The organism is Halobacterium rubrum, assembly GCF_021729015.1.
GTDB classification, from domain to species: Archaea; Halobacteriota; Halobacteria; order Halobacteriales; family Halobacteriaceae; genus Halobacterium; species Halobacterium rubrum.
The window spans coordinates 233040-256743 of record NZ_JAJQQZ010000003.1 but is presented as its reverse complement, the minus strand read 5'-3'; the positions used below and the strand labels follow the sequence as shown (position 1 = coordinate 256743).

Annotated in this window: 25 protein-coding genes; 8 read left to right on the top strand and 17 right to left on the bottom strand. The window is 70.6% G+C overall.

Translation table 11 applies throughout. From position 1 onward, the window contains the following. Nucleotides 1–9: 9 nt before the first annotated feature. Nucleotides 10–945, bottom strand: coding sequence for a winged helix-turn-helix domain-containing protein (locus LT971_RS12735; RefSeq protein WP_237007317.1), 936 nt, complete (start codon nucleotides 943–945; stop codon nucleotides 10–12). Nucleotides 946–1018: 73 nt separating this feature from the next. After that, the gene (locus tag LT971_RS12730) at nucleotides 1019–1276 is read right to left on the bottom strand and encodes a hypothetical protein (RefSeq protein ID WP_237007316.1); all 258 of its coding nucleotides are present in this window, start codon (nucleotides 1274–1276) and stop codon (nucleotides 1019–1021) included. 171 nt (nucleotides 1277–1447) lie between these two features. Here LT971_RS12730 and LT971_RS12725 point away from each other — a divergent pair, with 171 nt between their 5' ends. From LT971_RS12725 to LT971_RS12710, 4 genes are all read left to right on the top strand, one after another. Further along, nucleotides 1448–3088 carry a right-handed parallel beta-helix repeat-containing protein gene (locus LT971_RS12725; protein ID WP_237007315.1) on the top strand — a complete coding sequence of 547 codons (1641 nt, stop codon included), beginning with the start codon at nucleotides 1448–1450 and terminating at the stop codon, nucleotides 3086–3088. A 69-nt stretch (nucleotides 3089–3157) separates the two neighbouring features. Further along, nucleotides 3158–4264 (top strand): M24 family metallopeptidase, encoded by a 1107-nt coding sequence (locus tag LT971_RS12720; RefSeq protein ID WP_237007314.1) that lies wholly within the window; start codon nucleotides 3158–3160, stop codon nucleotides 4262–4264. A gap of 105 nt (nucleotides 4265–4369) precedes the next feature. Then, entirely contained in the window at nucleotides 4370–5800 is a 1431-nt protein-coding gene (locus LT971_RS12715) for an MATE family efflux transporter (protein WP_237007313.1), read from the top strand. A gap of 34 nt (nucleotides 5801–5834) precedes the next feature. After that, entirely contained in the window at nucleotides 5835–6509 is a 675-nt protein-coding gene (locus tag LT971_RS12710) for a phosphoglycolate phosphatase (RefSeq protein WP_237007312.1), read from the top strand. A 50-nt stretch (nucleotides 6510–6559) separates the two neighbouring features. On the opposite strand, the gene LT971_RS12705 is transcribed toward LT971_RS12710, so the two are convergent. Continuing rightward, nucleotides 6560–6889, bottom strand: coding sequence for an antibiotic biosynthesis monooxygenase family protein (locus tag LT971_RS12705; protein WP_237007311.1), 330 nt, complete (start codon nucleotides 6887–6889; stop codon nucleotides 6560–6562). 14 nt (nucleotides 6890–6903) lie between these two features. Continuing rightward, the gene (locus LT971_RS12700) at nucleotides 6904–7230 is read right to left on the bottom strand and encodes a DUF5789 family protein (protein WP_237007310.1); all 327 of its coding nucleotides are present in this window, start codon (nucleotides 7228–7230) and stop codon (nucleotides 6904–6906) included. A gap of 92 nt (nucleotides 7231–7322) precedes the next feature. Between LT971_RS12700 and LT971_RS12695 the strand changes: the two genes are divergently transcribed. Beyond that, on the top strand, nucleotides 7323–8957 hold the full coding sequence (locus LT971_RS12695; protein ID WP_237007309.1) for a PAS domain-containing sensor histidine kinase: 1635 nt from the start codon (nucleotides 7323–7325) through the stop codon (nucleotides 8955–8957). Here LT971_RS12695 and thiC read toward each other — a convergent pair. Then, nucleotides 8954–10441, bottom strand: a complete 1488-nt coding sequence (gene thiC / locus LT971_RS12690) for a phosphomethylpyrimidine synthase ThiC (RefSeq protein WP_237007308.1) — start codon at nucleotides 10439–10441, stop codon at nucleotides 8954–8956. The two genes, LT971_RS12695 and thiC, sit on opposite strands and share 4 nt — an antisense overlap. 136 nt (nucleotides 10442–10577) lie before the next feature. Continuing rightward, on the bottom strand, nucleotides 10578–11330 hold the full coding sequence (locus LT971_RS12685; protein ID WP_237007307.1) for a ribonuclease H-like domain-containing protein: 753 nt from the start codon (nucleotides 11328–11330) through the stop codon (nucleotides 10578–10580). A gap of 77 nt (nucleotides 11331–11407) precedes the next feature. Here LT971_RS12685 and LT971_RS12680 point away from each other — a divergent pair, with 77 nt between their 5' ends. Beyond that, nucleotides 11408–11725 carry an EthD family reductase gene (locus tag LT971_RS12680; RefSeq protein WP_237007306.1) on the top strand — a complete coding sequence of 106 codons (318 nt, stop codon included), beginning with the start codon at nucleotides 11408–11410 and terminating at the stop codon, nucleotides 11723–11725. Nucleotides 11726–11907: 182 nt separating this feature from the next. Here the strand turns inward: LT971_RS12680 and paaE are convergent, their stop codons facing one another. The 5 genes from paaE to LT971_RS12655 are packed head-to-tail and all read right to left on the bottom strand — an operon-like array spanning nucleotide 11908 to nucleotide 14519. After that, nucleotides 11908–12078, bottom strand: coding sequence for a 1,2-phenylacetyl-CoA epoxidase subunit PaaE (paaE, locus tag LT971_RS12675; RefSeq protein WP_237007305.1), 171 nt, complete (start codon nucleotides 12076–12078; stop codon nucleotides 11908–11910). Beyond that, nucleotides 12075–12467, bottom strand: a complete 393-nt coding sequence (gene paaD, locus LT971_RS12670; protein ID WP_237007304.1) for a 1,2-phenylacetyl-CoA epoxidase subunit PaaD — start codon at nucleotides 12465–12467, stop codon at nucleotides 12075–12077. The genes paaE and paaD overlap by 4 nt, the downstream gene beginning before the upstream one ends. Beyond that, complete coding sequence (paaC, locus tag LT971_RS12665) at nucleotides 12464–13246, bottom strand: 1,2-phenylacetyl-CoA epoxidase subunit PaaC (protein WP_237007303.1); 783 nt, start codon at nucleotides 13244–13246, stop codon at nucleotides 12464–12466. Before paaC ends, paaD begins: the two co-directional genes overlap by 4 nt. Nucleotides 13247–13248: 2 nt before the next feature. Next, nucleotides 13249–13569 carry a 1,2-phenylacetyl-CoA epoxidase subunit PaaB gene (gene paaB, locus LT971_RS12660; RefSeq protein ID WP_237007302.1) on the bottom strand — a complete coding sequence of 107 codons (321 nt, stop codon included), beginning with the start codon at nucleotides 13567–13569 and terminating at the stop codon, nucleotides 13249–13251. 2 nt (nucleotides 13570–13571) lie between these two features. Beyond that, nucleotides 13572–14519 (bottom strand): Phenylacetic acid catabolic protein, encoded by a 948-nt coding sequence (locus tag LT971_RS12655; RefSeq protein WP_237007301.1) that lies wholly within the window; start codon nucleotides 14517–14519, stop codon nucleotides 13572–13574. Nucleotides 14520–14602: 83 nt separating this feature from the next. Here LT971_RS12655 and LT971_RS12650 point away from each other — a divergent pair, with 83 nt between their 5' ends. Beyond that, on the top strand, nucleotides 14603–15238 hold the full coding sequence (locus tag LT971_RS12650) for a helix-turn-helix domain-containing protein (RefSeq protein ID WP_237007300.1): 636 nt from the start codon (nucleotides 14603–14605) through the stop codon (nucleotides 15236–15238). Nucleotides 15239–15433: 195 nt separating this feature from the next. On the opposite strand, the gene LT971_RS12645 is transcribed toward LT971_RS12650, so the two are convergent. Continuing rightward, nucleotides 15434–16618 carry an FAD-dependent monooxygenase gene (locus LT971_RS12645; protein WP_237007299.1) on the bottom strand — a complete coding sequence of 395 codons (1185 nt, stop codon included), beginning with the start codon at nucleotides 16616–16618 and terminating at the stop codon, nucleotides 15434–15436. Nucleotides 16619–16724: 106 nt separating this feature from the next. Between LT971_RS12645 and LT971_RS12640 the strand changes: the two genes are divergently transcribed. Next, entirely contained in the window at nucleotides 16725–17486 is a 762-nt protein-coding gene (locus LT971_RS12640; protein WP_237007298.1) for an enoyl-CoA hydratase/isomerase family protein, read from the top strand. 27 nt (nucleotides 17487–17513) lie between these two features. On the opposite strand, the gene LT971_RS12635 is transcribed toward LT971_RS12640, so the two are convergent. From LT971_RS12635 to hutU, 5 genes are read right to left on the bottom strand one after another with little or no spacing between them, the layout of a single operon-like run. Continuing rightward, entirely contained in the window at nucleotides 17514–18098 is a 585-nt protein-coding gene (locus tag LT971_RS12635) for a DUF8100 family protein (RefSeq protein ID WP_237007297.1), read from the bottom strand. A gap of 53 nt (nucleotides 18099–18151) precedes the next feature. After that, on the bottom strand, nucleotides 18152–19771 hold the full coding sequence (gene hutH / locus LT971_RS12630; RefSeq protein ID WP_237007296.1) for a histidine ammonia-lyase: 1620 nt from the start codon (nucleotides 19769–19771) through the stop codon (nucleotides 18152–18154). Next, complete coding sequence (gene hutI / locus LT971_RS12625; RefSeq protein ID WP_237007295.1) at nucleotides 19768–21009, bottom strand: imidazolonepropionase; 1242 nt, start codon at nucleotides 21007–21009, stop codon at nucleotides 19768–19770. The genes hutH and hutI overlap by 4 nt, the downstream gene beginning before the upstream one ends. Further along, nucleotides 21006–21923 (bottom strand): formimidoylglutamase, encoded by a 918-nt coding sequence (gene hutG, locus LT971_RS12620; RefSeq protein ID WP_237007294.1) that lies wholly within the window; start codon nucleotides 21921–21923, stop codon nucleotides 21006–21008. The genes hutI and hutG overlap by 4 nt, the downstream gene beginning before the upstream one ends. Further along, nucleotides 21923–23701 carry a urocanate hydratase gene (gene hutU / locus LT971_RS12615; protein WP_237007293.1) on the bottom strand — a complete coding sequence of 593 codons (1779 nt, stop codon included), beginning with the start codon at nucleotides 23699–23701 and terminating at the stop codon, nucleotides 21923–21925. The genes hutG and hutU overlap by 1 nt, the downstream gene beginning before the upstream one ends. Nucleotides 23702–23704 lie beyond the last annotated feature (3 nt).

The following is a 23704-nucleotide window of genomic DNA, read 5'->3' as shown; positions in this document are numbered from 1 at the left end:
CGGGCCTCGTCAGACCGTCGCGGCGCTCTCGCCGTCGGCGCCCTCGCAGCGGCGCTCGGTGTCGACGACCCGGAGGTCGCCGTCGAGCGTGACCGTCAGCGTCTCGCCGCCCAGCGTGATGCCGACGGACACCCGGTCGCGGTCGGGGTCGTAGGCGGTCGTCTGGTCGGTCACGCACCAGTCCAGCGTCCAGTGTTCGGTGCTCGTCAGGTCGACGCCGTGCTCGGCGTGGAAGGCAACGACGGTGGCGTCGTCCAGCAGGGAGAGGCCGACGGGCGACGAGATGGTGTGCTGGCACTGCTGGCAGGTGTGGTCGACGCGCACGTCGAGGTCGAGGCGGTCGTCGTCGTCCGGCGTGATCTCGGTGGCCACTCTGCCGCCGCACTCGGGGCAGACGCCGTCGGCGGCCAGACAGTGGAGGTGGCGGACGCGCTGGTCGAAGGCCGCCGCGACCTCGGCGTCGGAGCGGTCCCGCAGCCCGCCCGGCGGGAACGCGTACCGGCCGTAGGTCGTGTCGCAGGCCGAACACCGGACGCCGAGGCGCTCGTCGCTGTATCGGCCTTCCAGGGCTGCGCCGCACTCGAAGCACTCGCCGGCGACGGGGAACTCCAGCGACACCCGGTCGGTGAACGTCCCGGCGAGGATGGCGCGAACGACCTTCTCGCCCGCGTACTGGAACTCGTAGCCGTCGTCGGTCGACCGCACGAAGTGGTCGGTGAGCTTCGAGAGGTGGTAGTTGAACTGCGCGGAGTCGCGCATGCCGACGCGCTTGCGGAGCGCGGAGAACGCCACCGGGTGGTCGGGGGCGCGCCAGAGCGCCTGCAGGATGTCGATTCGGGTCTCGTTCCCGAGGAGGGCGAACGCCTCGGCGGCCGGCAGGCCGTCGTCGACGTCGGGGCCGACCGCCGGGCCGTCGGACTCGGGGGACTGTTCGGAGCCGCTCATACCAACGCGTTCGTGGACGTCCCGTATAATCGTTCCCGCAAACGGATTTTTGTAACCGAACCGAGAGGTCGGGTCACTCGCCGCGGAACAGCAACGCGACGCCGACCACCACGGCGGCGACGTACGCCGGGTGGCCGGTGGCGTACGCCACCAGCTCCGGCGCGGCAGTCGCGTAGTTCCCCTGTCCGAGCGCGTCACTGAACTGGCGGCCGGGCGCCGCGCCGTCGGTCCACTGGTAGAAGTGCGTCACTCCCGCGGCGGCGAACGCCAGCCCAACGAGCGCGAGCGGTCGTCGGGTCGCTGCGTCCCCCAGGCGTGCTGCGAAACTCATCGCGTACGGGTACGGTGACAGCACGCATAAGACTGGGCACTTCTCGGCCGCTACTCGACGTTAGCTGGCCACCACCCTGTACGCATCCGACGGCAGACGGTGAGCCCTCCGACGCCGCTCCGCAGGCAGCCTGACGATACGCCGACGTGGTAGATGCGCGTCACATCAGCCATGCAACGAACAGCGGGCCGCGGTCAGGCAGCCGCAGTCGTCGTGGTCGTGCTCGCGCTCCTCGCGCCGGTCGCCGCCGTCGCGGCCCCGCCGTCGACGGCAGCCGCAACACAGCAGGCCCAGCAGGTCGACTCGTGTCGCGTCATCGACGACCCCGGCGAGTACGAACTCGTCGGCAACGTGACCGCCAGCGCTGCCGACGCCTGCATCCACGTCGCCGCCAGCGACGTCGTCCTCGACGGCAACGGCCACACCATCGCCGGCCAGAACGCCAGCGGCGACGGCGTGCTGGTGTTCCGTGGTGAGGACGGCTCCCCGACCCCCGAGAGCGCGCTGGAGAACGTCACCGTCCGGAACCTCACCGCCACGAACTGGTCGAACGGCGTCGCGGTCGGCAAGCTCGACGGCGGCGGGACCGACGTGCACCTCTCGGGCGTGACCGCTCGCGAGAACCGCTACGCCGGCCTGCGGCTGACAGACGTCGAGAACGTCACGGCGCGGAACGTCACCGCCACCAGTAACGACGACGGCGTGACGCTCTGGGAAGTCCAGAACTCGACGCTTCGGGACGTCACCGCCCGCGGGAACGGCGAGTACGGCGTCGCGTTGCTCCAGGTCGCCCGGGGGAACACCATCCGGAATCTCACGGCGACCGGAAACGGCGGCGAGTCGGACCGTGGCGCCGGCGTCTACTTCTCCACGGACACCGGGGACAACGACGTCGCGGACGCAACCGTCGGCGACAACCGTGGCCCGGGCGTGCAGTTCTCCGACAGCTTCGGGAACACGCTCCGGGACAGCGTCGTGGCCGGCAACGACGGGGCCGGCGTGTTCGGCGTGCCGGCGTACGAGGACGCGCTCCGGAACGTCACCGTCCGGGCGAACGGCGGCCCAGCGGTCGGCCACGAGTCGTCGGAACTCGACAGCGAGTTCGTCGCCGACGGCCTCCACCTCGGCGACGCGGCGTCGCTGTCGTTTCCCGCCAACCCCGTGACCGTCGAGCGGGCCGACGCCACCGGCCTCCCGGAGCCGCCGCGCCCGCTCGCGACCGAGGACGCCGTCGCGCTCTCGAGCGTCGAGAACGCAGTCACGACGACGCTCTCCGTCGACGACCCGGCGGCCAGCAGCCTCTGGCGGTACGACGGCAGCGGCTGGCAGCGGGTCGCCGACCGGCGCACGGACACCGACGCCGGCACCGTCTCCGGCACAGTGACCGGCGACGGCACCGTCGTCGCGCTGGACGCCTCCAGCCAGCAGGAGGACGGCGACCGGAGTGAGGAGGACGGCGACGAGAGTGAGGCGGAGGAGGCGGAGAACGACGCCGAGGAAGCGGTCGGTGACGGCACGCTGGTCGTGCAGGCCACCACGAGCGGCGACTTCGGCTACCTCTTCGTGGTCGACGGCGACGTCGAGGGAACGGAGACCGAGAACGTGGCCGCCGACAGCGGCGACCAGGTCGTCGACAACGGCGACGGGACGGTCACGGTCGTCGGGTCGACGGGGAGCAACGCCGGGGACGCCTTCGAGGTAGACGGCGAAGTCGTGGAGTTCTACACGCCCGCACCGGCAGCCGACTACGTCCTCGAACTGGACGGCGAGGACGTCACCGACGAGATTCCGGAGCCGAACGAGGACGAGTGAGTCGGGGAGCCGGCCGGCGGTGCGCCCCGCCCCGGTGGGATTGAAGACGGCTCGACGCGACGCTGTGGTATGAGCGTCTTCGAGACACGGACGCGAGACTGCCAGCAGCGACTCCGGGACGCCGGCGCGGCGGGCGCCGTCCTGTTCCCGAGTCCGAACCTCTCCTACCTCGCCGGCTTCGAGGAGACGCCCTCGGAGCGCCACCTCCTGCTGTTCGTGCCGGCCGACGGCGAACCGGCGTTCGTCGCACCCGCGCTCTACGAGGAGCAACTCGACGAGGAGACGTGGGTGGCGGACGTCCGCACGTACACCGACAGCGAGGACCCCGAGTCGCTGGTCGCCGAGGTCGCCGAGGAGAAGGGGTTGACCGGCGGCGAACTGCTCGTGGACCCGACGATGTGGGCGCGGTTCACGCAGTCGCTGCGGGAGACGCTGCCCGACGCCACCTGGGCCCTCGCAGACGACGTGCTCGCGCCGCTTCGCGTGCGGAAGGACGACGCCGAACTCGACGCGCTCCGGTGCGCCGGCGAGGCGGCCGACGCCGCGATGGACGACGTCCGGGACCTCGGCGCGGACGCCGTCGGGATGACCGAGCGCGAGCTCGCCGACTACGTCGCCGACCGACTCGCAGCCCACGGCGGCACCGGCGTCTCCTTCGAGGTCATCACCGGCAGCGGGCCGAACGGCGCGAAACCCCACCACACGCACGGCGACCGCGAGATCGAGGCCGGCGACCCGGTGGTCTGTGACTTCGGCACGCGCGTCGACAGCTACCCGAGCGACCAGACCCGGACCGTCGTCTTCGCCGGCGACCCGCCGGCGGGCTTCGAGGCGGTCCACGACGTCGTCCGGGAGGCCCAGCAGGCCGCCGTCGACGCCGTGAAACCGGGCGTGACGGCCGGCGAAGTGGACGCCGCCGCGCGCAGCGTCATCGACGCGGCAGGCTACGGCGACGAGTTCGTCCACCGCACCGGGCACGGCGTCGGCCTGGAGGTCCACGAGGAGCCGTACATCGTCGCCGGCAGCGACCGCGAACTCGAGGAGGGGATGGTGTTCTCCGTCGAGCCCGGCGTCTACCTCCCCGGCGAGTTCGGCGTCCGCATCGAGGACCTCGTCGCCGTCACGGCCGACGGCTGCGAGCGCCTCAACGACTCGGACCGGGGCTGGCAGGCGTAGTCGGCCCGCACCGGGCCACCCCCCGGACTCGGTGAAACGCACTGGAGGTGTTTCGTTCCGAAATAGGTGCGCTTTTGTCCGTTCCACCCGGAACGACTGACACTCGTGGTCCCCAACCCGTTCAGCTGGCTGCTTCGCGCAGTCGGCGTTGCCATCGCGCGACTCGGCCTCATCTCCGAGGAGCGCGCGCGCCGGACCTCCGAGCTGGCGTGGCCGCGCATCGTCACGGGCGTCGCGCGCATGTCCAAGAGCGCGGCGGACGTGGCGATGGTCGGCGTGGCGCTCGGGTCGACGGCCATCGCCGGCGTCGGGTTCGCGGGACCGTACTGGGGCGCGGCGTTCAGCATCGGCGGCGGGCTGGCGGCCGGCACCATCGCGCTCGTCTCCCAGCGGTTCGGCGCCGAGGCCTTCGACGAACTCGGGCAGGCAATCCGGTCGAGTGCGGCGCTCACCGTCGCCGCCACGCTGCCGGTCGCGCTCTCGTTCTACCTCTTCCCCGAGTTCCTCATCGGCCTGCTCACCGACAGCCCGCAGTCCATCCAGTACGGCGCCGACTACCTCCGCGTGCTGGCGTTCGGCGTACCGTTCGCGGGGCTGAACCTCATCGGCAGCCGCGCGCTCATCGGCGCCGACGACGCCTACACGGCGATGCTGCTGCGCGGCGGCGGCGCCGTCATCAACGTCGGCCTGAACGCCGTGTTCATCTTCGGCCTCGACCTCGGCGTCGTCGGCGCCGGCCTCGGCACCGTCGTCAGCAACGTCGTCGTCACGGGCGCGTTCGCCGTCGGCTTCGCTCGCGGCGGCCTGCCCCTGGTCGGCTCGTTCCCCGTCGCCATCTCGCCGTGGGGCAGCTACTGGGCACGCGAGGAGTGCCGGGACATCGTCGAAATCGGGCTGCCAGTCGTCGGCCGGAACTCCGTCTGGACGGCGGCCCGCTTCCCGCTTCTGGCGTTCGTCGCGCTGCTCGGCGAGCCGGTGGTCGCCGCCTACATCGTCGCCCGCCGCATCCTCGGCATCATGAACACGCCCGGCTGGGGGTTCGGGCTCGCCGCGTCCAGCCTCGTCGGGCAGGAACTCGGACAGGGCGACGAGTCCACAGCGGCCGCCTACGGCCGCGAAATCACGCTGTTCTCGGTCGCCACCTACGTCCTGTTCGCGGGCGTCGTCGGGCTGTTCGCGACCGACATCGTCGTGCTGTTCGTGGAGTCACCGAACGATCCCAGTGTCCCCATCGCCGTCGACCTCGTCTACGTCGCCGCAATCGCGGTGATTCCCCAGGGTGTCAGCGCCGCTGCGGCCGGCGCGCTCGACGCCACCGGCGACACCCGGTGGCCGTTCTACTCGCGGATACTGGGGATGTTCGGCGGCGCCATCCCACTGGTGTACCTCGGCGCGACGACGCAACTGGGGATGCTAGGCCTGTACCTCTCGCTGTTCGCCGAGACCACCATCCCGGCCGCCATCAACTACTACCGGTTCGGCACCGGGAAGTGGAAGGCCATCAGCCGCGAGTACCGGCCGGACGCCGCCGACTGAGAATCCCTAAGGGCGCGCGGCGTCGAGTCGGGGTATGGCCGAAGACCCGCCGCTGGCCGTCGACATCGACGGCACACTCAGCCGCGAGGACCGCTCCATCGACAGCCGCGTGATGGACGTGCTCCGCGGGTGGGACGCCCCCGTCGTGATTGCCACGGGGAAAGCCCTGCCGTACCCCGTCGCACTCTGCCAGTTCGTCGGCGTCGAGGAGTGCGTCGTCGCCGAGAACGGCGGCGTCGCGTACGTCGACGACGAACTGCTGTACTTCGGTGACCGCCGGGCCGCCGACCAGGTTGCCGAGGCGTTCGAGGCCGAGGGTTACGACCTCGGCTGGGGCGACGCCGACCTCACGAACCGCTGGCGGGAGACCGAGCTCGCCGTCCGCCGCGACAGGCCCCTGGACGTGCTCTCCGAGATTGCCGAACGCCACGGCCTCCACGTCGTCGACACCGGGTTCGCGTACCACGTCAAGAGCGAAGGGATGAGCAAGGGTGACGCGCTCCCCGCCGTCGCAGAGCGCCTCGGCGTCGACGTCGCGGACTTCGCGGCCGTCGGCGACTCCCCCAACGACGTCGAACTGTTCGAGGTCGCGGGCGAGTCGTACGCCGTCGCGAACGCCGAGGACATCGCGAAGCGGACGGCTGACGAGGTCGTCGACGGCTCGTACGGCGACGGCTTCCTCGACGCCGTTGACCGGATTCGTTCCTGACCGCCGCTGTCGGTTCGGTTGCGGAGCTCGCGACGTGCCTCGAAGAACGGCTACTCCGGCTGCTCCGGCGGGTCCGCGTCATCTCCGAATCCGCTTCCGTAGGTCTCGAGGACCTCGGTGACGGTGACTTCGTACGCGTCGTACCACTCCGCCCACCGCTGTTTCGCCCGGACGTGGTCGTCGTCGGCACCGAATGACTCGAGGGCGTCGAGCGACTCCCAGTAGTAGACGACGAGGACATCGCCGCTCTCCGGGTCGTTCCACGTGCGCTTGCCGCGGTACCCGTCCGTGGCCTCGGCGGCCGCCTGAATCCGGTCGTTCAGGTCGTGGAACGCCTCGTCGTACTCCCCCGGGTCGATGCGGAAGGTCACGAGGTACATCGCGGCGACGCTCGTCAGGGCACCAGCGACCGCAGCCAGGAGACGATGCCGCCGCTCTGGTGGCGTTCGCGCTCGAACTCGTCGTGGAGCGCGTCGAGGAACTCGCGTCGCGTCTCGAACTCGCTGCGGCCGGTGCGCTCGACGGCCGTCGAGAGCGCGACGGTGTGTGCGGTCGGCCCCACCTTCACGTCGGGGTCGCCGACGGCGGCGACGACCTCGTCGCCCGCCGCCGGGAAGGAGACGTCGGCGTCGCGGAGGTACTCGTCGACGGTGGCGATACCGAACACGACCGGCTCGGCGTCGGCGTTCTCGTCGTCACCCGTCGGTGGACGCGCAGCCATGCGCTCCCGTAGTGCCTTGGCGGGCAAAAAGCCACGGCACCCGCGCCGAGGGCCAGACTTACGCTGGTGGCGGTCCTCCTTCCGGCAAACTGATGAGCGACACTCCCCTGCGCCGGAATCTGTCCGAGTCCGACCGCGGACTCCGTCGGGAGATCGCCGAACTGCTGTTCGGGCCACAGTCGTGGTACGCGGGTGTCGTCGGACCGGACGGCCGCCTGGAGTACGCCAACGACGCCGCCCGGGAGCTCGTCGGCGCGTCCGAGGGGGACGTCGACGGCGAGTTCTTCTGGGAGACGCCGTGGTTCGAACACGACCCGGAGGTCCAGGCGGCGGTCCGGGACCGGGTCGCGGCCGCCGTCGGCGGCGAGGCCTGCGAGTTCAGGTCGACGCACGTCGACGCAGAGGGCGAGACGGTGACCGTCGACCTCGAACTCCAGCCGATGCCGGCACTGGCCGTCGACGACGGGGAGGAGACCGACAGGGAGGAGACCGACGAGGAATCGCACGCCGTGGCGGTGACGGGGCAGCCGGTCGACGACTCGGCGACCGCCGACGTCGCTGCGGCCCTCGAGACACTGCGTGCGCTCCTCGAGCGAACGGCAAGCGGCGAGGAAACCGGCTTCGCGGAGCGCGTGCAGGCCGTCCTCGAACTCGGGAGCGACTACCTCGGGCTTCCGGTGGGGTTCTACACGAGGATCGACGGTGACGCTCAGTTCGTCCGGGCGTCCGTCGGCGACCACCCGCTCCTGCAGCCGGGCGAGCAGGCCGACCTCCTCGACACGTACTGCAAGGACACCATCGCGGCCGACTCCCCGAACGTGCTGGAGGACGTCGGCGAGTCGCCGTTCGGCGACGACCGCGCGTACGACGTGTTCGGGCTGGAGTGCTACGTCGGCTCGGAGATCCGCCTCGACGGCACGACCCACGGGACGGTGTGTTTCGCCGACAGGGACGCTCATCCCGAACCCATCACGGCGGCCGACGAGGCGTTCGTCGACCTGCTCGCGAGCTGGCTGGAGCGCGAACTCGAGCACGAGCGCGAGCGCGACCGGCTCGGCAGGCAGGCGGACCGCCTCGACGAGTTCGCGGGCGTCGTCAGCCACGACCTCCGGAGCCCACTGAACGCCGCCTCCGGACACCTCGAGCTGGCGGCCGAACGCCTCGACGAGGGCGAGGACGGCGCGGCGTCAGTCGCGGAGGCGCAGTCGGCCGTCGACCGGATGAGCGAACTCGTCGAGGAGGTCAGAGAGCTCGCCTCGCAGGGGACGGTTGTCGGCGACCTCGAGGTCGTGTCGCTGGCGGAGGTCGCGACCGCCGCCGCGTCGACAGCACTCCCCGAGACGGCGTCGCTGACCGTCGACACGGACGCCGGCGAGCGGCTGGCGGCGGACCCCGAGCGACTCCGCACCGTCTTCGAGAACCTCTTCCGGAACGCCGTCGAGCACGGCGGCGAGGACGTGGCCGTGACGGTGGCGAGCGTCGACCCACAATCGGGGGGCGGCGAGGCGGGGTTCTCCGTCGCGGACGACGGTCCCGGGTTCGGGGACACCGACCCCGGGGACGTGTTCGAGCAGGGGTTCACGACGCGCACCGGGGGCACGGGCTACGGGCTCAGTATCGTCGAAGCGGTCGTCGAGGCCCACGGCTGGACGGTTTCGGCGGGGAACGGCGAGGACGGCGGCGCGCGCTTCGACGTGCGGGGCGTGGAGTTCGAGCCCGAGCTCTAGTCGTCGTCCCCGTGCCCGCTGGCGTGCTCGCCCTCGACGGGTGACTCCTCGGGGAGGTCGGCGGCGTCGTGCGTCCCGGTCGGCGGGAGGTTCACCTCGGCCGCCTCGGAGGCCTCGAGGTCCGTGTCGCCGGCGAGTTCCGTCATGGTCCCCGTCCCGTCCTCGCCGGCTGTCGCGCCCTCGGCGTCGCCCTCGCTGTCGGCGAGCGCGCGGGCGTCCTGGTCGATGCGCATCGAGCAGAACTCGACGCCGCACATCGAGCAGAACCGGGCGTCCCTGTAGTTGTCACCGGGTAGCGTCTGGTCGTGGTAGGCCTGCGCGCGCTCGGGGTCCAGCGAGAGGTCGAACTGGCGCTCCCAGTCGAAGTCGTAGCGCGCCTCGGAGACGGCGTCGTCCCAGTCGCGGGCGCCGGGCTTCCCGGCGGCGACGTCGCCGGCGTGGGCGGCGATGCGGTAGGCGGCCATGCCGTCCCGGACGTCCTCGGCGTCGGGCAGCCCGAGGTGTTCTTTCGGCGTGACGTAGCACAGCATCGCGGCGCCGGCGCGAGCGGCCTCGGTGGCGCCGATGGCGCTCGTGACGTGGTCGTAGCCGGGCGCGACGTCGGTGACGAGCGGGCCGAGCACGTAGAACGGCGCGCCGTCACAGACCGCCTGCTGGCGTTCGACGTTGTCCCGAATCTGGTCCATCGGGACGTGGCCGGGGCCTTCGACCATCACCTGGACGCCGTGGTCCCAGGCGCGCCGCGTGAGGTCGCCGAGCGTGTCGAGTTCGGCGAACTGGGCGTCGTCGCTGGCGTCGGCGAGCGAGCCGGGCCGGAGCCCGTCGCCGAGCGAGATGGTCACGTCGTGTTCCCGGAGAATCTCGCAGAGCTCGTCGTAGTGGGTGAACAGGGGGTTCTGGTCGCCGTGTTCCTCCATCCACTGCGCGAGGATGGAGCCGCCGCGGGAGACGATGCCGGTGGTGCGGCCGTCGGTGAGCGGGAGGTGTTCGGCGAGCACGCCGGCGTGCAGCGTCATGTAGTCGACGCCCTGTTCGGCCTGCTTCTCGACGACGTCGAGCAGGAGGTCGGCGGTGATGTCGGCGACGTCGTCGACGCGCGTGACCGCCTCGTAGATGGGGACGGTGCCGAGCGGGACCGGGGAGTGCTCGACGTTCGCGGTGCGGATCTCGTCGAGGTCGTCACCCGTCGAGAGGTCCATGACGGTGTCGGCGCCGAAGTGGACGGCGGTGTGGAGCTTCTCGAGTTCCTCGTCGATCCCGCCGGTGGTCTCGCTGTTCCCGATGTTGGCGTTGACCTTGGTGGCGAACTCGCGGCCGATGCCCATCGGGTCGAGGGCGTCGTGGTGGTGGTTCGCGGGGACGACGGCCTGTCCGTCCGCGACCTGCTGGCGGACGAACTCGGGGTCGCGGTTCTCGCGTTCGGCGACGCGTCGCACGGCGTCGGTGACGGCTCCGTCACGGGCGCGTTCGAGCTGTGTCGGCATCGATTACCTAGTTATACAACTGGATAATAAATGTCGGTGGTCGACAGCCCGCTGGTCTCGTGGGACCGGAGCACTGCCAGTCGACAGGCAGGCAGTCACCGAGGCAGAAGCGAGTCGATTCGAGTGAACGGCCGCCTCAGACGTGGGGCTGGAACACGTCCCGGTGCAGGCGGTCTGCGACGTCGTCGAGAATCGTCTGGAGGTTCTGCGTGTCGTAGCGGTTGTACTCCACCAGGCGGTCGAGGGCGGCCTCGTCGTTGCGGTTCTCGTAGCGCCGCCAGAGCCGGACGGCCTCCCGGCCGTCGACGTCCTCCACGCCGTCGCGCGCGACGCCGAGGTCTTTCTCGACCTGCTTCAGGCCGCCGGTGAACTCGAGGCGCCGACACGGGTACATCAGATCGAGGTGGGGACCGTCCAGCGAGACGTCGAAGTTGTGCTCGAGGAACGGCGCGTCGAAGCGCTTCCCGTTGAACGACACCACCATCGGCGCGTCCAGCAGGTCCCGCAGGCGGTCGTCGGTGAGGTCGCTACCGCGGACGAGCGTCGTCGTCTCCCCGCCCCGGTGGACGCTCACGGTCGTGACCACGCTGCTGCGTTTGTCCAGCCCCGTCGTCTCGATGTCGAAGAACGCCGCGTCGTCGGCGACGTTCTCGTACAGCCGCCAGAGCTCGCCGTCCGGCAGGACGTCCCCGAAGAACGTCGTGTCGCCGTCGTCGAGGGCGCGCTCGGCCTCGTCGATGAACGAGTAGATGTTCTCGGCGGTGACGTCCCCGACGCCGGGACCGTCGCCGTCGAAGTCGTCCCAGTGGGTGACTCCCGCCTCCCAGAGCCGTCGTTCCGTGCGCTCCCCCACGCCCGAAGCGGGCAGGAAGGAGTTCTCGACGCGCATACCCGAGCACTGGACGGCGCCGCACATAGGCGCCGCGGTCCCGAACTACCAAGCCCCCGGGCCGCCGACTCGCCAGTATGGTGAAGATGGTCCAGTTACTCGTGAAGCGCGACGACTACAGCCACGAGGCGTTCGTCGAGCGGTGGCGCGGCGAGCACGCCGACATGGCCCGAGACCTGCCGGGGCTCCAGAAGTACGTCACGGCGGTGCCGAACGACCCCGAGCGGTCCAGTCACGACGGCGTCGTCGAACTGTACTTCGAGGACATGGACGCGCTGGCCGCTGCCTTCGACTCCGAGCTCGGAGAGGCGGTTCAGGCCGACGCAGCCGAGTTCGCCGACATGGACGCTGGCGAGACGCTGTACGTCGAAGAACAGGTCGAGTACGAGGCCTGACAGTCGCGTCGCTGGGAAGTCGAGAAGTGAGCGGCCGTGGGCAGCGGCCGCCCGATGTCAGAGGCACGTCCACCGGAACTGCGTATCGGCCGGTGAACATTCTCCGGTAATACATCCCAGTACCTCAATCTTCTCCCTTACTGGTAAGGTGTGTCGCTCGAGGGTCGTCGGGCCGGGCAGCCCTACCCGAACTGCTCGAACGGCTGCTCGCAGGCGACACAGAAGTGCATCGACCGACAGAGCCCCGGTCCCTTCGGGTGCTCTCGCTGCGTGTTCGTCGACCCGCAGTAGGGACACTCGGCCGGTTCCTCGCCGTCGCCGGACGTCGACGTGCTCGGGTCGACCCCCCTCATACGCTCAGCCCGAACTCCCGCAGTTGTTCTCTGCCGTCCTCGGTCACCATCTCGACGGACCACGGCGGCGAGTACTGAATCGACACAGACGCGTCCCGCACGCCCGACGCCGTCAGGGCGGCACACCGAACGTCGTTCTGCAGCATGTCCTTCGCCGGGCAGCCCGTGTACGTCAGGGTCATCTCCACCTCGGCCTCGTCGCCGGCGACCGTCACGTCGTAGACCAGCCCGAGGTCCACGATGGACACCGGCATCTCGGGGTCCTCGACCTCGCAGAGCGCGTCCCAGACCTCGGCCTCGGCGCCGGTCGCCCCCTCGCCAGTGCGGGGGAAGCCCTCCGGCACCTCGCCGTCCTCGTAGTCCGTGTACGAACAGGCGTCCGAGCTCACGCGTTCTCACCCCGGAGCTCGGCTGGCTCGTCGAACCCGAGCTCGTGGTAGGTCGCGGTGAACTCCTCGTGGAGGGCGAACCAGTCGTCGGTGTGGCTGCCGTCCCGCCCCAGGGGTTCGGGCCGCACGACGGCTCCGGGTTCGGGAACCTCGACGTCGAGTGACTCGAGGGCGGGGACGACCTCGTCCAGCCAGTCCTCCCGGAGCTCGGCCAGCGAGCGCGTGCGGACGCCGGCCTCGACAATGTCGTGTTCGTGCTCAGTCGGCACGAACAGCGTCAGCGCGTGCGGGAACAGCCGGTCGACGGCGGCCTGCACGCGCTCCCGGGACTCGTCGCTGGCGGTCAGGCGGTCGAGCCACGACTGCGCGTGCTCGCGGTGGTACTCCTCTTCGCCCTGCACCTTCGCCACGCGGTCGGCGATGGCGGCGTACGACGAGTCCTCGAGTGCCTCGAGGCGCAGCCGCTCGGCCACGTCGTAGAGGTACCCCCGGACCACGGTGTCCGCCCAGTCGCCCTCCGGCGTCTCGAGTTCGACGAGCGTGCTGTGGACGAAGTCGTCGGGGTCGCGCTCCCAGACCAGGTCGGCCTCGTCGTAGCCGAACTCGTCCTCCAGCAGGTCGTACCAGAGCCGCGCGTGTCCGAACTCGTCCTGTGCGATGTTCGCCAGCGCGAGGTCGGACTCCGGCGTCGGCGCGAAAATCTGCCACTCGGTGTACCGCTCGGCGAGCACGAGTTCGTCGTCGGCCAGCCGGAACAGCTCGGCCTCGGCGGGCTCCATGGTCACGTCCCACCCCGCTTCTCGGCGTGTTCCTCCTGGTCGGCCTCGCTCTCGGCGACCTCCTCGGCGAAGCTCGCGTCGATGTTGTTGTACGTGATGGCCCACCGGTAGGACTTGTCCGTCGTCCCGCCGAACTCGGTCTCGTCGGCGTCCACCTCGCCGATCTCGTCTTTCGGCGCGACCCACAGCGAGTTCGTCTGCATCCGGCGGCCGTGCTGGACCTGCGCGAACAGCGTCGCCATCTCCCGGTCCGGTGCGTGGACGTTCCCGCAGTGCGTGTGTCGGTCGCCGGGCTCCTCCTGGCGGAAGACCTCCCAGATCATGGTCAGTCCGCCCCCGCTGGCGTCCGGCCGTCGTCGCCGGCACTGGCCTCCCAGTCGTCCATCGACTCGCGGACCCACGCGACCGCCTCCTGGCGGTCCCGGCGGCTCCCGATCTGGACCTCGCTGCCGGGGTAGTCGTTTTTCGCGATGGTCCAGAACTCGTCCCAGTCGAGGTCCTCCTCTCGGACTGCCATGGTGCCGTCGTCGCGCTCGAAGATGCGGGGGTACTCCGGAATCTCGAGGCCGTACTTCTCGGCCTTCGGGACGTACATGTTCAGGAAGGAGTTCCGGAGTTCGTCGTTGGAGACGGTCTTCAGGCCGACCTGCTGGGCGAAGTCGTCGTGGTGGGACTCGTCGTTGGTCGGCCCGAAGAACTGGAGGATGCGCGGCCACCACTCGTCGAAGGCCGCCTGCGTGCGCTCCTGGTTGGCCTTCGAGGACCGCATCAGCTCCCGGAGGATGTCCTCGCCGTGTTTGACGTGGAACCCCTCCTCGAAGCAGACCTTGTCCATCGCGTGGGCGTACGGCTCCCAAGACGTGTTCTTCAGCGTGGCCTGCCGGCGCATCGCCCCGCCGTCGACGAAGAAGTCGATCATCGGCGCCTCGTACCACGAGTCGACGGGGTAGTGGAAGCAGTTCAGGAACTTCCCCTCGCCGGCCTGGAGTTCGTCCAGCATCTGTTCTCGCGTCTTCACGCCGAGACTCTCGGCGGCCCGGTACAGCAACTGGGCGTGCCCGATCTCGTCCTGGCACTTCGCCGTGCACGCCAGCTTCCGGTCCAGACTGGGCGCCATCCGCGTGAACTCCTTGTCGAGGTAGCCGCCCATCACCTCGCTGTTCGCGTGGAACTGGATCATGCGTGTCGCGGCCTCACGGTACTCTCTCGGGAGGTCGTCGGCGGGACTGAACTCCCGGGGACCGGCGCGCTCCTTGACCGCCTCGATATTCATGTACGTTTGTGAGGGACACGCGTGGGTAGTCGTTGACCCGCACATACACGGGGTTGATAAGCAACGGCGCCGAACGTGTTCACGTGATCGGGGAGTGCCTGTTCGTCGAGTTCGACCTCGACGGCGACGACTGCCCGCTGGCAGACGCGACGCGAGCGACCGGCGCCACCGTCGACGCCCGACCGCCGCAGTTGCGCGCGGACGGCAACGCACTCCTCCAGTTCTCGTCGTCGAACGGCGACGCGCTCGCGGCCGCCCTCGACACCGACGACCGCGTGCGCTACCTCCACCTCGCTCGCGACGACGGCCGGTACACGTACCGCTGTCTCTCCAAGCACCCCTGCGTGGTACACGAACTCTCGAACGCCGGCTTGCTCGTCGACGGCCTCCACTACCGGGACGGCAGCGCCCGAGTCACGGGCGCCGTGGTCGGCCGCGACGTGTTGCACGAAGTGCTGTCGGCCGCCGGCGACGCCGTCGGCGTCACGCTCGAACGCACCTACCCCATCGGCGAGCGCGACGACGCCGCCGTCGCCGAACGCTGGGGCGTCACCCCCGCGCAGGCCGACGCGCTCCGCACCGCCCACGAACTCGGGTACTTCGCCGTGCCCCGGGACGCCGACGCCGCCGACGTCGCCGCCGCCCTCGGCGTCTCGAAGTCCGCGTTCCTCGAACGCCTCCGGCGCGGGCTCGACCGGCTGCTCGGCGGGGCGCTGTAGGAGGCGCCCCCAAGGCAGTCGTCGAGGCCGTCAGGGAAGCGCAGGGCGCCACCGGAGACGAGAGACCCCGCCTCGGGGAAGTGGTAGGAGACGCGGACGGGCGCGGCAGGGAAACTGCCGCCCGCCTCGGGAATCGTGAACGGAGACAGCCGCGGGAGTGAACGAGTGCGGTCTGCACCCTGACAGGCCTGTCGGTCACATCGGCGGGAGCGACGTTCCGGCCGCCCGCTCCCGCCGGAACCGACGGACGACACGGCCGGGCAACAGTCGCGCCGCCGCGTTCCGAGCGGTCGACACCACGCCCGACTGAGTCGTGCCGAGCCGGCCGAGTGCGCGGGACTCCGCCCGCACCGCGTCAGCCCGTGACTGGCGCTCGTCGACGTAGGCCTCGAAGGCCTCCCGGTGGTCGTCGCCCGTCGCGAGTCCGTGCGCCAGCGACACCGCGTCCTCCACGGCCTGTGCGGCGCCCTGTCCGGCGAACGGGAGCATCGCGTGGGCCGCGTCTCCGGCGAGCGCGACGCGGCCGCGGTGCCAGCGAGGCAGCGACGGCAGGTCGCGGAGGTCGGTAGCGAACACGTCTCCGGGGTCGGCTGCGTCGAGCACGCGCGGAATCGGCTCCGGAGCGTCGGTGAAGGAGGCCCGGAGCGCGCGCAGCGTCGCCTCGGCGCCCTGCGAGGGCGCGACGCGCTCGGGCAGCACCCCGAACCAGTAGAACCGGTCGTCGTCGACCGGTGCCCCGCCGGTGTAGGCGCCGTGGCTCCAGACCTCACTGCCACGGGTAGCGTGGTCGGCGGGCAGCGAGACGTCAGCGACCGTCCGGTAGACGGCTGCCGGGAGCGTTCGCGTCTCGGCGTCCGGCGCGACGGTGTCGCGGACCGCGGAGTCGATGCCGTCGGCACCGACCACGACATCGGGACAGACCCGAGTGCCGTCCGCGAACGCGACGGTCGGCTGCTCGGGGTCGGTGACCCGAACGCAGGCTTTGCCCGTCTGGACATCGGCGTCGAGGGCGTCCAGGAGCACGCGCTGGAGCGCCGCGCGGTGTATCGCCACGGCGCCGTACTCGAACTCGCTGCGTTCCACGTCGTCGAGGTCGAAGCCGACGAGCGGTCGCCCGTTCGGCGAGCGAATCGAGACGCGGTCGAGCGGTACGCCGGCCGCGCGGACGCGGTCGGCCACGCCGAGTCGGTCGAACACGAGCAGGGCGTTGGTCTGCAGCAGGATGCCGGCGCCGACGGGCCGGTACTCGCTGGCGGCCTCGTAGACGGTCGGCGTGGCGCCGAACTGTTCGAGGGCGAGCGCCGTCGTGAGTCCGCAGATGCCGCCGCCGACGACCACCACGTCGCGCTCGCGGGCCGTCTCCGCGTCGTGGCTGTTCATACTGGAGGAAGGGACCACAGGGAGAAGACTCGACCGCGCCACAGGAACGGCAGTTTAAGTGCCGGCGGGGTCGGTAGTTATCACGCTGCCCGCGTAACCGCCGGACGTGCACACCGAGACGACCGACGGCGTCCGCCGAGTCACGTTCGACCGGCCGGACGTCATGAACGCGTTCACGACCGAGGTGGCGGCCGAGCTCGCCGCCAAACTGGAAGCCGTCGACCCCGACACCCACGACGCCGTCGTGCTCGCCGGCGAAGGGCCGGCTTTCTCCGCGGGCGGCGACGTGCAGACGATGGCGGAGCGCGACGGCACCGTCCGCGAGTACTACGAGACCGTCGAGGACGCCTTCGGCCGGCTCGCGGAGGCGGCGATGGAGAGCCGCGTCCCCATCGTCGCGAAGGTGGACGGCGACGCTGTCGGCGCCGGGCTCGCCGTCGTCGCGCTCTCGGACTTCGCGTACGCCACGCCGAACGCCCGGTTCTCCTGCGCGTTCGTGCGAGTCGGCCTGATTCCCGACACCGGCGGCAGCTACCTCCTCCCGAAGCTCGTCGGCCTGCGCGCGGCGAAACGGCTGGCGTTCACCGCCGAGTTCGTCGACGCCGAGGCGGCCGCCGAACTCGGGCTCGTGAACGAGGCCGTCCCCGAGGACGAACTGGACGAGACCATCGAGCGCCTGCTCGACACGCTGCGAGCGCGACCCACCGAAACTATCGGTATCATCCGCCAGGCGCTCCACGACAACCTCGGCAGGGAGTGGGGCGACGCCCTCGACCACGAGAATCTGCTGCAGAGTCAGGCCTACGACACCGACGAACACGAGGAGGGCGTTGCGGCGTTCCTCGAAGGGAGAGAGCCGGAGTTCTGAGCGAATCCCGATTGGCGACCGGGGCAGTCAGCCGTTCGCACGCCACCACGCCAGGAGGACGAGTCGACTGCCGGCGTACGTTCCGACGAATCCGACGACTGCAGTGGGGAGCACGACCAACAGAGATAGGAACACGACGCTCCGCAGGGATTTACCGACGAATCGCTTCCGGTACGACTGGTCGAACCAGTGGAACAGCACCTCGCGTTCGGCCAGCACGGGCACGACAAAACCGAGGAAGACGCCGGGGAGCACAGCGGCGATTGCGGTCGAGAGCCCCGGTGGGACGACGGTCAGCGCGGCGTCGCTCACCCAGCCGGTGGCCACCCAGACGTACGCGAGGGCGAGTGCCGGAAAACAGAAGCCCAGAAGCCCGAAGAGTCCGCCAGCGAGCATCCGGTCACTGCCCGGGTCCACGTCGGGCGTCAACTCGACGAAGCTCGGGTAGCGGGACGCGACCCAGTAGACACTGGTAGCGAGGACGGCGCACCCCAGGAAGATGAGGAGGACGACCGAGTCCAGCGAGTCACTCGCCGCGGCCAAGAGGGTACCCGCTACGGCGACCAACGTCGCTACAATCGCGCCGAGCTGGACTCGCCGCTGCACACTCATGCTTCCGCTCACTCGGCCAGTGGGGAAATAAACACCGAGAGCCGGTAGTCAGCCTACTCCAAGCTCTCGCCGAGCGCGCGTTCCACTGACTCGTCCACCATCCCCTCCCGAATCAGGTCGGCGAGCGTCTCCATCTCGCCCGACAGCGAGCGGTCGACGGTCACGGGGTCCGAGACCTCCCGCACGAGGTCGTAGACGGCCGCCGTGCCCGTGCCGAGCGCGAGGCCGTCGTCGACGAACTCGCGGGCCTGCGCGGCGCAGAGTAGTTCGACGCCGACGACGGTGGCAGCCTTCTCGGCGGCCTCACGGATGTTGTACGCCGACCCGCCGCTCATGCTGACGTGGTCCTCCTGATTGCCGGAGACAGGCGTGTTGTCGACTGCCGGCTGGCCGAGCGACCGGAGGTCGTTGACGAGCGAGGCCGCCGTGTACTGGGGAATCATCAGCCCCGAGTGCAGGCCGCTCTCCGGGGAGAGGAACGGGACCAGGTGGGTCTCCTGGGTCTCGGGATTGAGCAGGCGGTCGATGCGGCGCTCGCTGACGGCGGCGAGTTCGGCGAGCGCGCTCGCGGCGTAGTCCAGCCGGAGCGCCAGCGGTTCGCCGTGGAAGTTCCCGCCGGAGACGACGGCGGCACGCTCGGTGCCGCTGGCCCGCGAGTTCACGCGGTCGCCGTCGAACACGAGGGGGTTGTCGGTCGCGCTGTTGAGCTCGGTCTCGACGGCGTCCCGGAGGTGGGCGAGGGCGTCGCGGACGGCGCCGTGGACCTGGGGGAGGCAGCGAATCGAGTACGCGTCCTGCACGCGGTCGCAGTTCCGGTGGCTCTCCACGACCTCGCTGTCGGCGGTGAGGCGTTTGACGTTGCGCGCGCTCGCAGCCTGCCCGTCGTGTGGCCGGACCTCGTGGATGGCGGGGTCGCAGTTCGCCGTCGTCGACATCGTCACCTCCGTCGTGAGCGCGCCGGCGGCGTCCGCCGCTCGCAGCACGCGCTCGGCGTCGACGAGTGCGAGCGCCGCCAGCCCCGAGGTCAACTGGGTCCCGTTGATGAGCGCCAGTCCCTCCTTCGCGCGCAGCGTCACCGGCTCCAGCCCGCCTGCCGCCAGCGCCTCGTCGCCGGGCAGGCGGTCGCCGTCGGCTTGCGGTTCCCCGCTCGCTCGGTCCGTGTCGCGTGGCGACACGCGGGCGGCACCTTCGCCGATCAACACGAGCGAGAGGTGCGCCAGCGGGGCGAGGTCGCCGCTGGCGCCGAGGCTCCCGCGCGACGGCACCACCGGGTGAACCGACCCGTTGAGCATGTCCGCGAGCAGGTCGAGCACGCGCTCTCGGATGCCGGAGTACCCCTTCGCGAGCGCGTTCAGTCGCGTCAGGAGGAGCGCGCGAACGGCCTCCTCGCCGAGTTCGTCGCCGGCGCCGGCGGCGTGGCTGCGCAGGAGGTTCGTCTGGAGCGCTTCGAGGTCGTCGGCGTCGATGCGGGTGTCGACCAGCGACCCGAAGCCAGTGTTCACGCCGTAGACGGCCTCGTCGCTGTCGAGGACGTCCTCGACGCGCTCGCGGGACGCCCGAACCGCCTCGCGGGCGTCGTCGGCGATGGCGACGGGCGCGCCGTGCCGCGCGACCGCTTCGACGTCCTCCGGGGACAGTGACTCCCCGTCGACGACCACCGTTTGGCCGCTCACACTCGCTCACCCCCGCTGGCGACGACCGAACCGTCTTTCAGCACGGTCTCGACGCTGTTCACGCCGAAGTTGTACGGGACGTGGACGTGGCTCGGCCCGTCGGCCACGAGGAGGTCGGCTGCGGTCCCCTCGCGGAGCGTCCCGGTGCCGTCGCCGTCGCGGTCGATCGCCCGGGCAGCCCGCGTGGTCGCGCCGAGCAGCGCGTCGGCGGGCGCCATCCGCATCCCGTTGCAGGCGAGCGCGACGACGAACCCCATCGACTGGGAGTAGCAGTTCGGGTTCAGGTCCGTCGCGAGCGCGACCGGCGCACCGGCCGCTTCGAACTGCTCGGGGTCGGCGTAGTCCTCGCCGAGCGCGAACGCCGTCCCCGGGAGGAGCACCGGCCTCACGTCTGCGTCAGCAAGTGCCTCGGCGTCCTCTCGGTTGGCGTGCAGGAGGTGGTCGGCGCTGGCTGCGCCGAGGTCCGCGGCCAGCTGTGCGCTGCCAAGCCGGGTAAACTCCTCTGCGTGAATCTTCGGCGTGAGGCCGTGCTCACGGCCGGCTTCGAGGACGCGCCGGGACTGCTCGACGGTGAACACGCCCTCCTCGCAGAACACGTCACAGAACTCGGCCGCGCCGTGCTCCGCGGCGGCCGGAATCTGCTCGTCGACCACCTCGTCGACGTAGTCGTCGGTGTCGGTGCCGTCCGGGACGGCGTGCGCACCGAGGAACGTCGCGACCACGTCGACCGGGTGGTCGGCGGCGGCGGCCTCGACGGCGTCCAGCATCCGGAGCTCGGTCTCGGTGTCGAGCCCGTAGCCGGTCTTCACCTCGGCCGTCGTCGTCCCGTGGGCCAGCATCGCGTCGAGCTGGTCGGTGAGGTTCGCGACCAGTTCCTCGTCGCTGGCCGCACGGACCGCCTCGACCGTCCGCAGGATGCCGCCGCCCTCGGCGAGAATCTCCTGGTACGGCTTGCCCCGGAGCTTCGCGGCGAACTCGTCGCTGCGGTCGCCCGCGAACAGCGCGTGCGTGTGGGGGTCCACGAATCCCGGCAGCACGGTTTTGCCTCCGGCCTCGATGGCCGTCTCGGCGTTCTCGGCCGGATACTCGGCGAGCACGTCGTCGGTCTCACCGGCGGCAGCGACTGTCCCGTCGACGACCGCGACTGCGCCGTCCTCGCACGTGTTCAGTCCACCAGCGTCGTCTGGGCCGACCACCACTTCGCTGGCGCCGTAGACGACGGCGTCGAGGTCGCTCATCGTGCCCCCGCGAGGAAGTGCGCAATCGTTCGAGCCGCGGCGTCGACGGTGCGATTCGCGGTGTCGAGTGGCGGCGCCGTCTCCACCACCTCGAACCCCCGGATTCGGTCGTCGCTGTCGGCCAGCGACCGAACGAGTCGGAACAGCTCGCGGGGCTGGAGGCCGCCGGGTGTCGGCGCGCTCGCACCTGGGTAGGCGGCGTCGAGGACGTCGACGTCGACGCTCACGTAGACGTGGTCGACACCGTCGAGCGCCGACCGGGCGACGTCCAGCGCGCCGGTCGGGTCGACGGCGACCTCCTCGCTCGTGACGACGTGGCCGCCCTGTTCTCGGAGGAACCCAGCGTACGGCGTGCTCGTCTCGAAGTGCCGGGCGCCGACGACGGCCAGCGAGTCCAGCCCGGCGTCGAACAGCTGGCGATAGGGCGTCCCGCTCGTCGGTCCGTCGTCGCCGACCTCGCGGCAGTCGAGGTGGGCGTCGAAGCTCACGACGCCGACGCTATGACCGCCGTCGTCGAGCAGCGGCGCGACGTTCGCGTACGACAGCGAGTTGTCGCCGCCGACGAACACCGGGAGCGCGTCCGTCTCGTGGACGGACGCAGCGGCCTCCCTGACGGTGGCTTGCGCACCAGCCACGTCCTCGTCCGGAATCACGACGTCTCCGAGGTCCGCCACGCTGTCGACTGGGCCGGCCTCGAAGTGGTTGGTCTTCGCGCCCGCCAGCGACGACCGGACTGCGGCGGGCCCCTCGCGCGCTCCCTCGCGGCCGATGACGGCGCCGTCGTAGGGTTCACCGACGAGGACGGCGTCGTAGCTGTCGGCGTCCTCGACGCCGACCGGGTCGACGGCGTCCCCGAACTGCTCGTCGTTCGGGTCCGTGCTGGTCGGCGCCCAGTCGGAGGCGTCCCGGAACATCACCGCTCGCCCTCCGCGTGCTCGTCGCGCATCGGGACGGTGACGCCGGAGTCGGCGGCCTCGTCGAGCGCTTCGTCGTAGCCGGCGTCAGCGTGGCGAATCACGCCCATGCCGGGGTCGGTCGTGAACACCCGTCGCGCCGTCTCCGCTGCGTGGTCCGAGCCGTCGAGGACGACGTGGTTGTTGGTGTGCAGCGAGTTCCCGATGCCGACGCCGCCGCCGTCGTGGACGCTGACGATGTCCGCGCCGGCAGCCGTGTTCAGCAGCGCGTTCAGAATCGGCCAGTCCGCCACCGCGTCCGTCCCGTCCTTCATGGCTTCCGTCTCGCGGTTGGGGCTGGCGACGCTCCCGGCGTCGAGGTGGTCACGAGTCACGACGACTGGCGCCTCGATTTCGTCGTCGGCGACGAGTTCGTTGATTCTGAGCGCGAACCTGGCCCGCTCCGTGAGGCCGTCCGGGTCGTCTTCGCTGCGGTAGCCGAGCCAGCACACCCGGCTGGGTAGTCCCTGGAACTCGACCTGCTCCTGTGCGAGGTCGATCCAGCGGTGCAGGTCGGCTTTCTCCGGGAACAGCTCCTTGACGGCCTCGTCGGTTCGGTGGATGTCCGCGGGGTTCCCGGACAGCGCCGCCCACCGGAACGGCCCCTTCCCGCGGCAGAACAGCGGCCGGATGTACGCCGGCACGAACCCCGGGAAGTCGAACGGGTCGTGGGACTCGCCGGCGGTCGTCGTCACGTCCCCGCGGTGGTCGGCGACCTGTCCGCGGATGTTGTTGCCGTACTCGAAGGCGACGGCGCCCTCGTCCTGGAGCTCGAGGATGGCGGCGACGTGGCGCGCCATCGTGTCCATCGACGCCTCGCGGTAGGCAACGGGGTCGTCCTCCCGGAGCTGGTCGGCTTCGTCGACGGTGTAGCCGCTGGGGTAGTACCCTTCCAGTTCGTCGTGGGCGCTGGTCTGGTCGGTAACGACGTCGGGCACGAAACCCCTGTCGAGCATGCCCTCCAGCACGTCGGCGGCGTTGCCGTGGACGCCGACGGAGTACGGCTCGCCGGCCTCGGCGGCCTCCCGTGCGCGCTCGATAGCGTCGTCGAGGTCGTCGGTCTTCTCCATGCAGTAGCCGGTCTCGATGCGGCGGTCGATGCGGGCCTCGTCGACCTCGGCCGCGATGCAGACCCCGTGGTTCATCGTGACAGCCAGCGGCTGCGCGCCGCCCATGCCGCCGAGGCCGCCGGTGGCGACAATCTTCCCGCGGAGGCCGTCGTTCTCGGGGTAGTGCTCGCGCGCGAGCTCGGCGAGCGTCTCGAAGGTGCCCTGGATGATGCCCTGCGTGCCGATGTACGCCCACGATCCGGCGGTCATCTGGCCGTACATGATCTTGCCGTCGGCTTCGAGTTCGTGGAAGTGCTCCCAGTTGTCCCACTTCCCGACGAGGTTCGAGTTCGCGATGAGGACCCTGGGCGCGCGCTCGTGGGTATCGAAGACGCCGACCGGCTTCCCGGACTGCACGAGCAGCGTCTCGGTGTCGCCGAGGTCCCGGAGTTCCTCGAGGATGGCGTCGTAGGCGTCCCACGAGCGGGCTGCTCGGCCGGTCCCGCCGTAGACGACGAGGTCCTCGGGCTGCTCGGCGACCTCCGGGTCCAGATTGTTGTTCAGCATCCGTAGGGCGGCTTCCTGTCGCCACCCCTCGCACTCGATGTCCGTTCCCGTGGGCGCGCCCCGGTAGGACTCCCACTCGGGAGAGGGCTCGCCCACCTCGAAGTCCGCGTCTGGTGCGTCCATACA

Excerpts from the sequence above, each read along its gene's own strand:
- LT971_RS12735 (WP_237007317.1), bottom strand. The coding sequence starts at position 945 with ATGAGCGGCTCCGAACAGTCCCCCGAGTCCGACGGCCCGGCGGTCGGC.
- LT971_RS12730 (WP_237007316.1), bottom strand. The coding sequence starts at position 1,276 with ATGAGTTTCGCAGCACGCCTGGGGGACGCAGCGACCCGACGACCGCTC.
- LT971_RS12725 (WP_237007315.1), top strand. The coding sequence starts at position 1,448 with ATGCAACGAACAGCGGGCCGCGGTCAGGCAGCCGCAGTCGTCGTGGTC.
- LT971_RS12720 (WP_237007314.1), top strand. The coding sequence starts at position 3,158 with ATGAGCGTCTTCGAGACACGGACGCGAGACTGCCAGCAGCGACTCCGG.
- LT971_RS12710 (WP_237007312.1), top strand. The coding sequence starts at position 5,835 with ATGGCCGAAGACCCGCCGCTGGCCGTCGACATCGACGGCACACTCAGC.
- LT971_RS12705 (WP_237007311.1), bottom strand. The coding sequence starts at position 6,889 with ATGTACCTCGTGACCTTCCGCATCGACCCGGGGGAGTACGACGAGGCG.
- LT971_RS12700 (WP_237007310.1), bottom strand. The coding sequence starts at position 7,230 with ATGGCTGCGCGTCCACCGACGGGTGACGACGAGAACGCCGACGCCGAG.
- LT971_RS12695 (WP_237007309.1), top strand. The coding sequence starts at position 7,323 with ATGAGCGACACTCCCCTGCGCCGGAATCTGTCCGAGTCCGACCGCGGA.
- thiC (WP_237007308.1), bottom strand. The coding sequence starts at position 10,441 with ATGCCGACACAGCTCGAACGCGCCCGTGACGGAGCCGTCACCGACGCC.
- LT971_RS12685 (WP_237007307.1), bottom strand. The coding sequence starts at position 11,330 with ATGCGCGTCGAGAACTCCTTCCTGCCCGCTTCGGGCGTGGGGGAGCGC.
- LT971_RS12680 (WP_237007306.1), top strand. The coding sequence starts at position 11,408 with ATGGTGAAGATGGTCCAGTTACTCGTGAAGCGCGACGACTACAGCCAC.
- paaE (WP_237007305.1), bottom strand. The coding sequence starts at position 12,078 with ATGAGGGGGGTCGACCCGAGCACGTCGACGTCCGGCGACGGCGAGGAA.
- paaC (WP_237007303.1), bottom strand. The coding sequence starts at position 13,246 with ATGGAGCCCGCCGAGGCCGAGCTGTTCCGGCTGGCCGACGACGAACTC.
- paaB (WP_237007302.1), bottom strand. The coding sequence starts at position 13,569 with ATGATCTGGGAGGTCTTCCGCCAGGAGGAGCCCGGCGACCGACACACG.
- LT971_RS12655 (WP_237007301.1), bottom strand. The coding sequence starts at position 14,519 with ATGAATATCGAGGCGGTCAAGGAGCGCGCCGGTCCCCGGGAGTTCAGT.
- LT971_RS12645 (WP_237007299.1), bottom strand. The coding sequence starts at position 16,618 with ATGAACAGCCACGACGCGGAGACGGCCCGCGAGCGCGACGTGGTGGTC.
- LT971_RS12635 (WP_237007297.1), bottom strand. The coding sequence starts at position 18,098 with ATGAGTGTGCAGCGGCGAGTCCAGCTCGGCGCGATTGTAGCGACGTTG.
- hutI (WP_237007295.1), bottom strand. The coding sequence starts at position 21,009 with ATGAGCGACCTCGACGCCGTCGTCTACGGCGCCAGCGAAGTGGTGGTC.
- hutG (WP_237007294.1), bottom strand. The coding sequence starts at position 21,923 with ATGTTCCGGGACGCCTCCGACTGGGCGCCGACCAGCACGGACCCGAAC.
- hutU (WP_237007293.1), bottom strand. The coding sequence starts at position 23,701 with ATGGACGCACCAGACGCGGACTTCGAGGTGGGCGAGCCCTCTCCCGAG.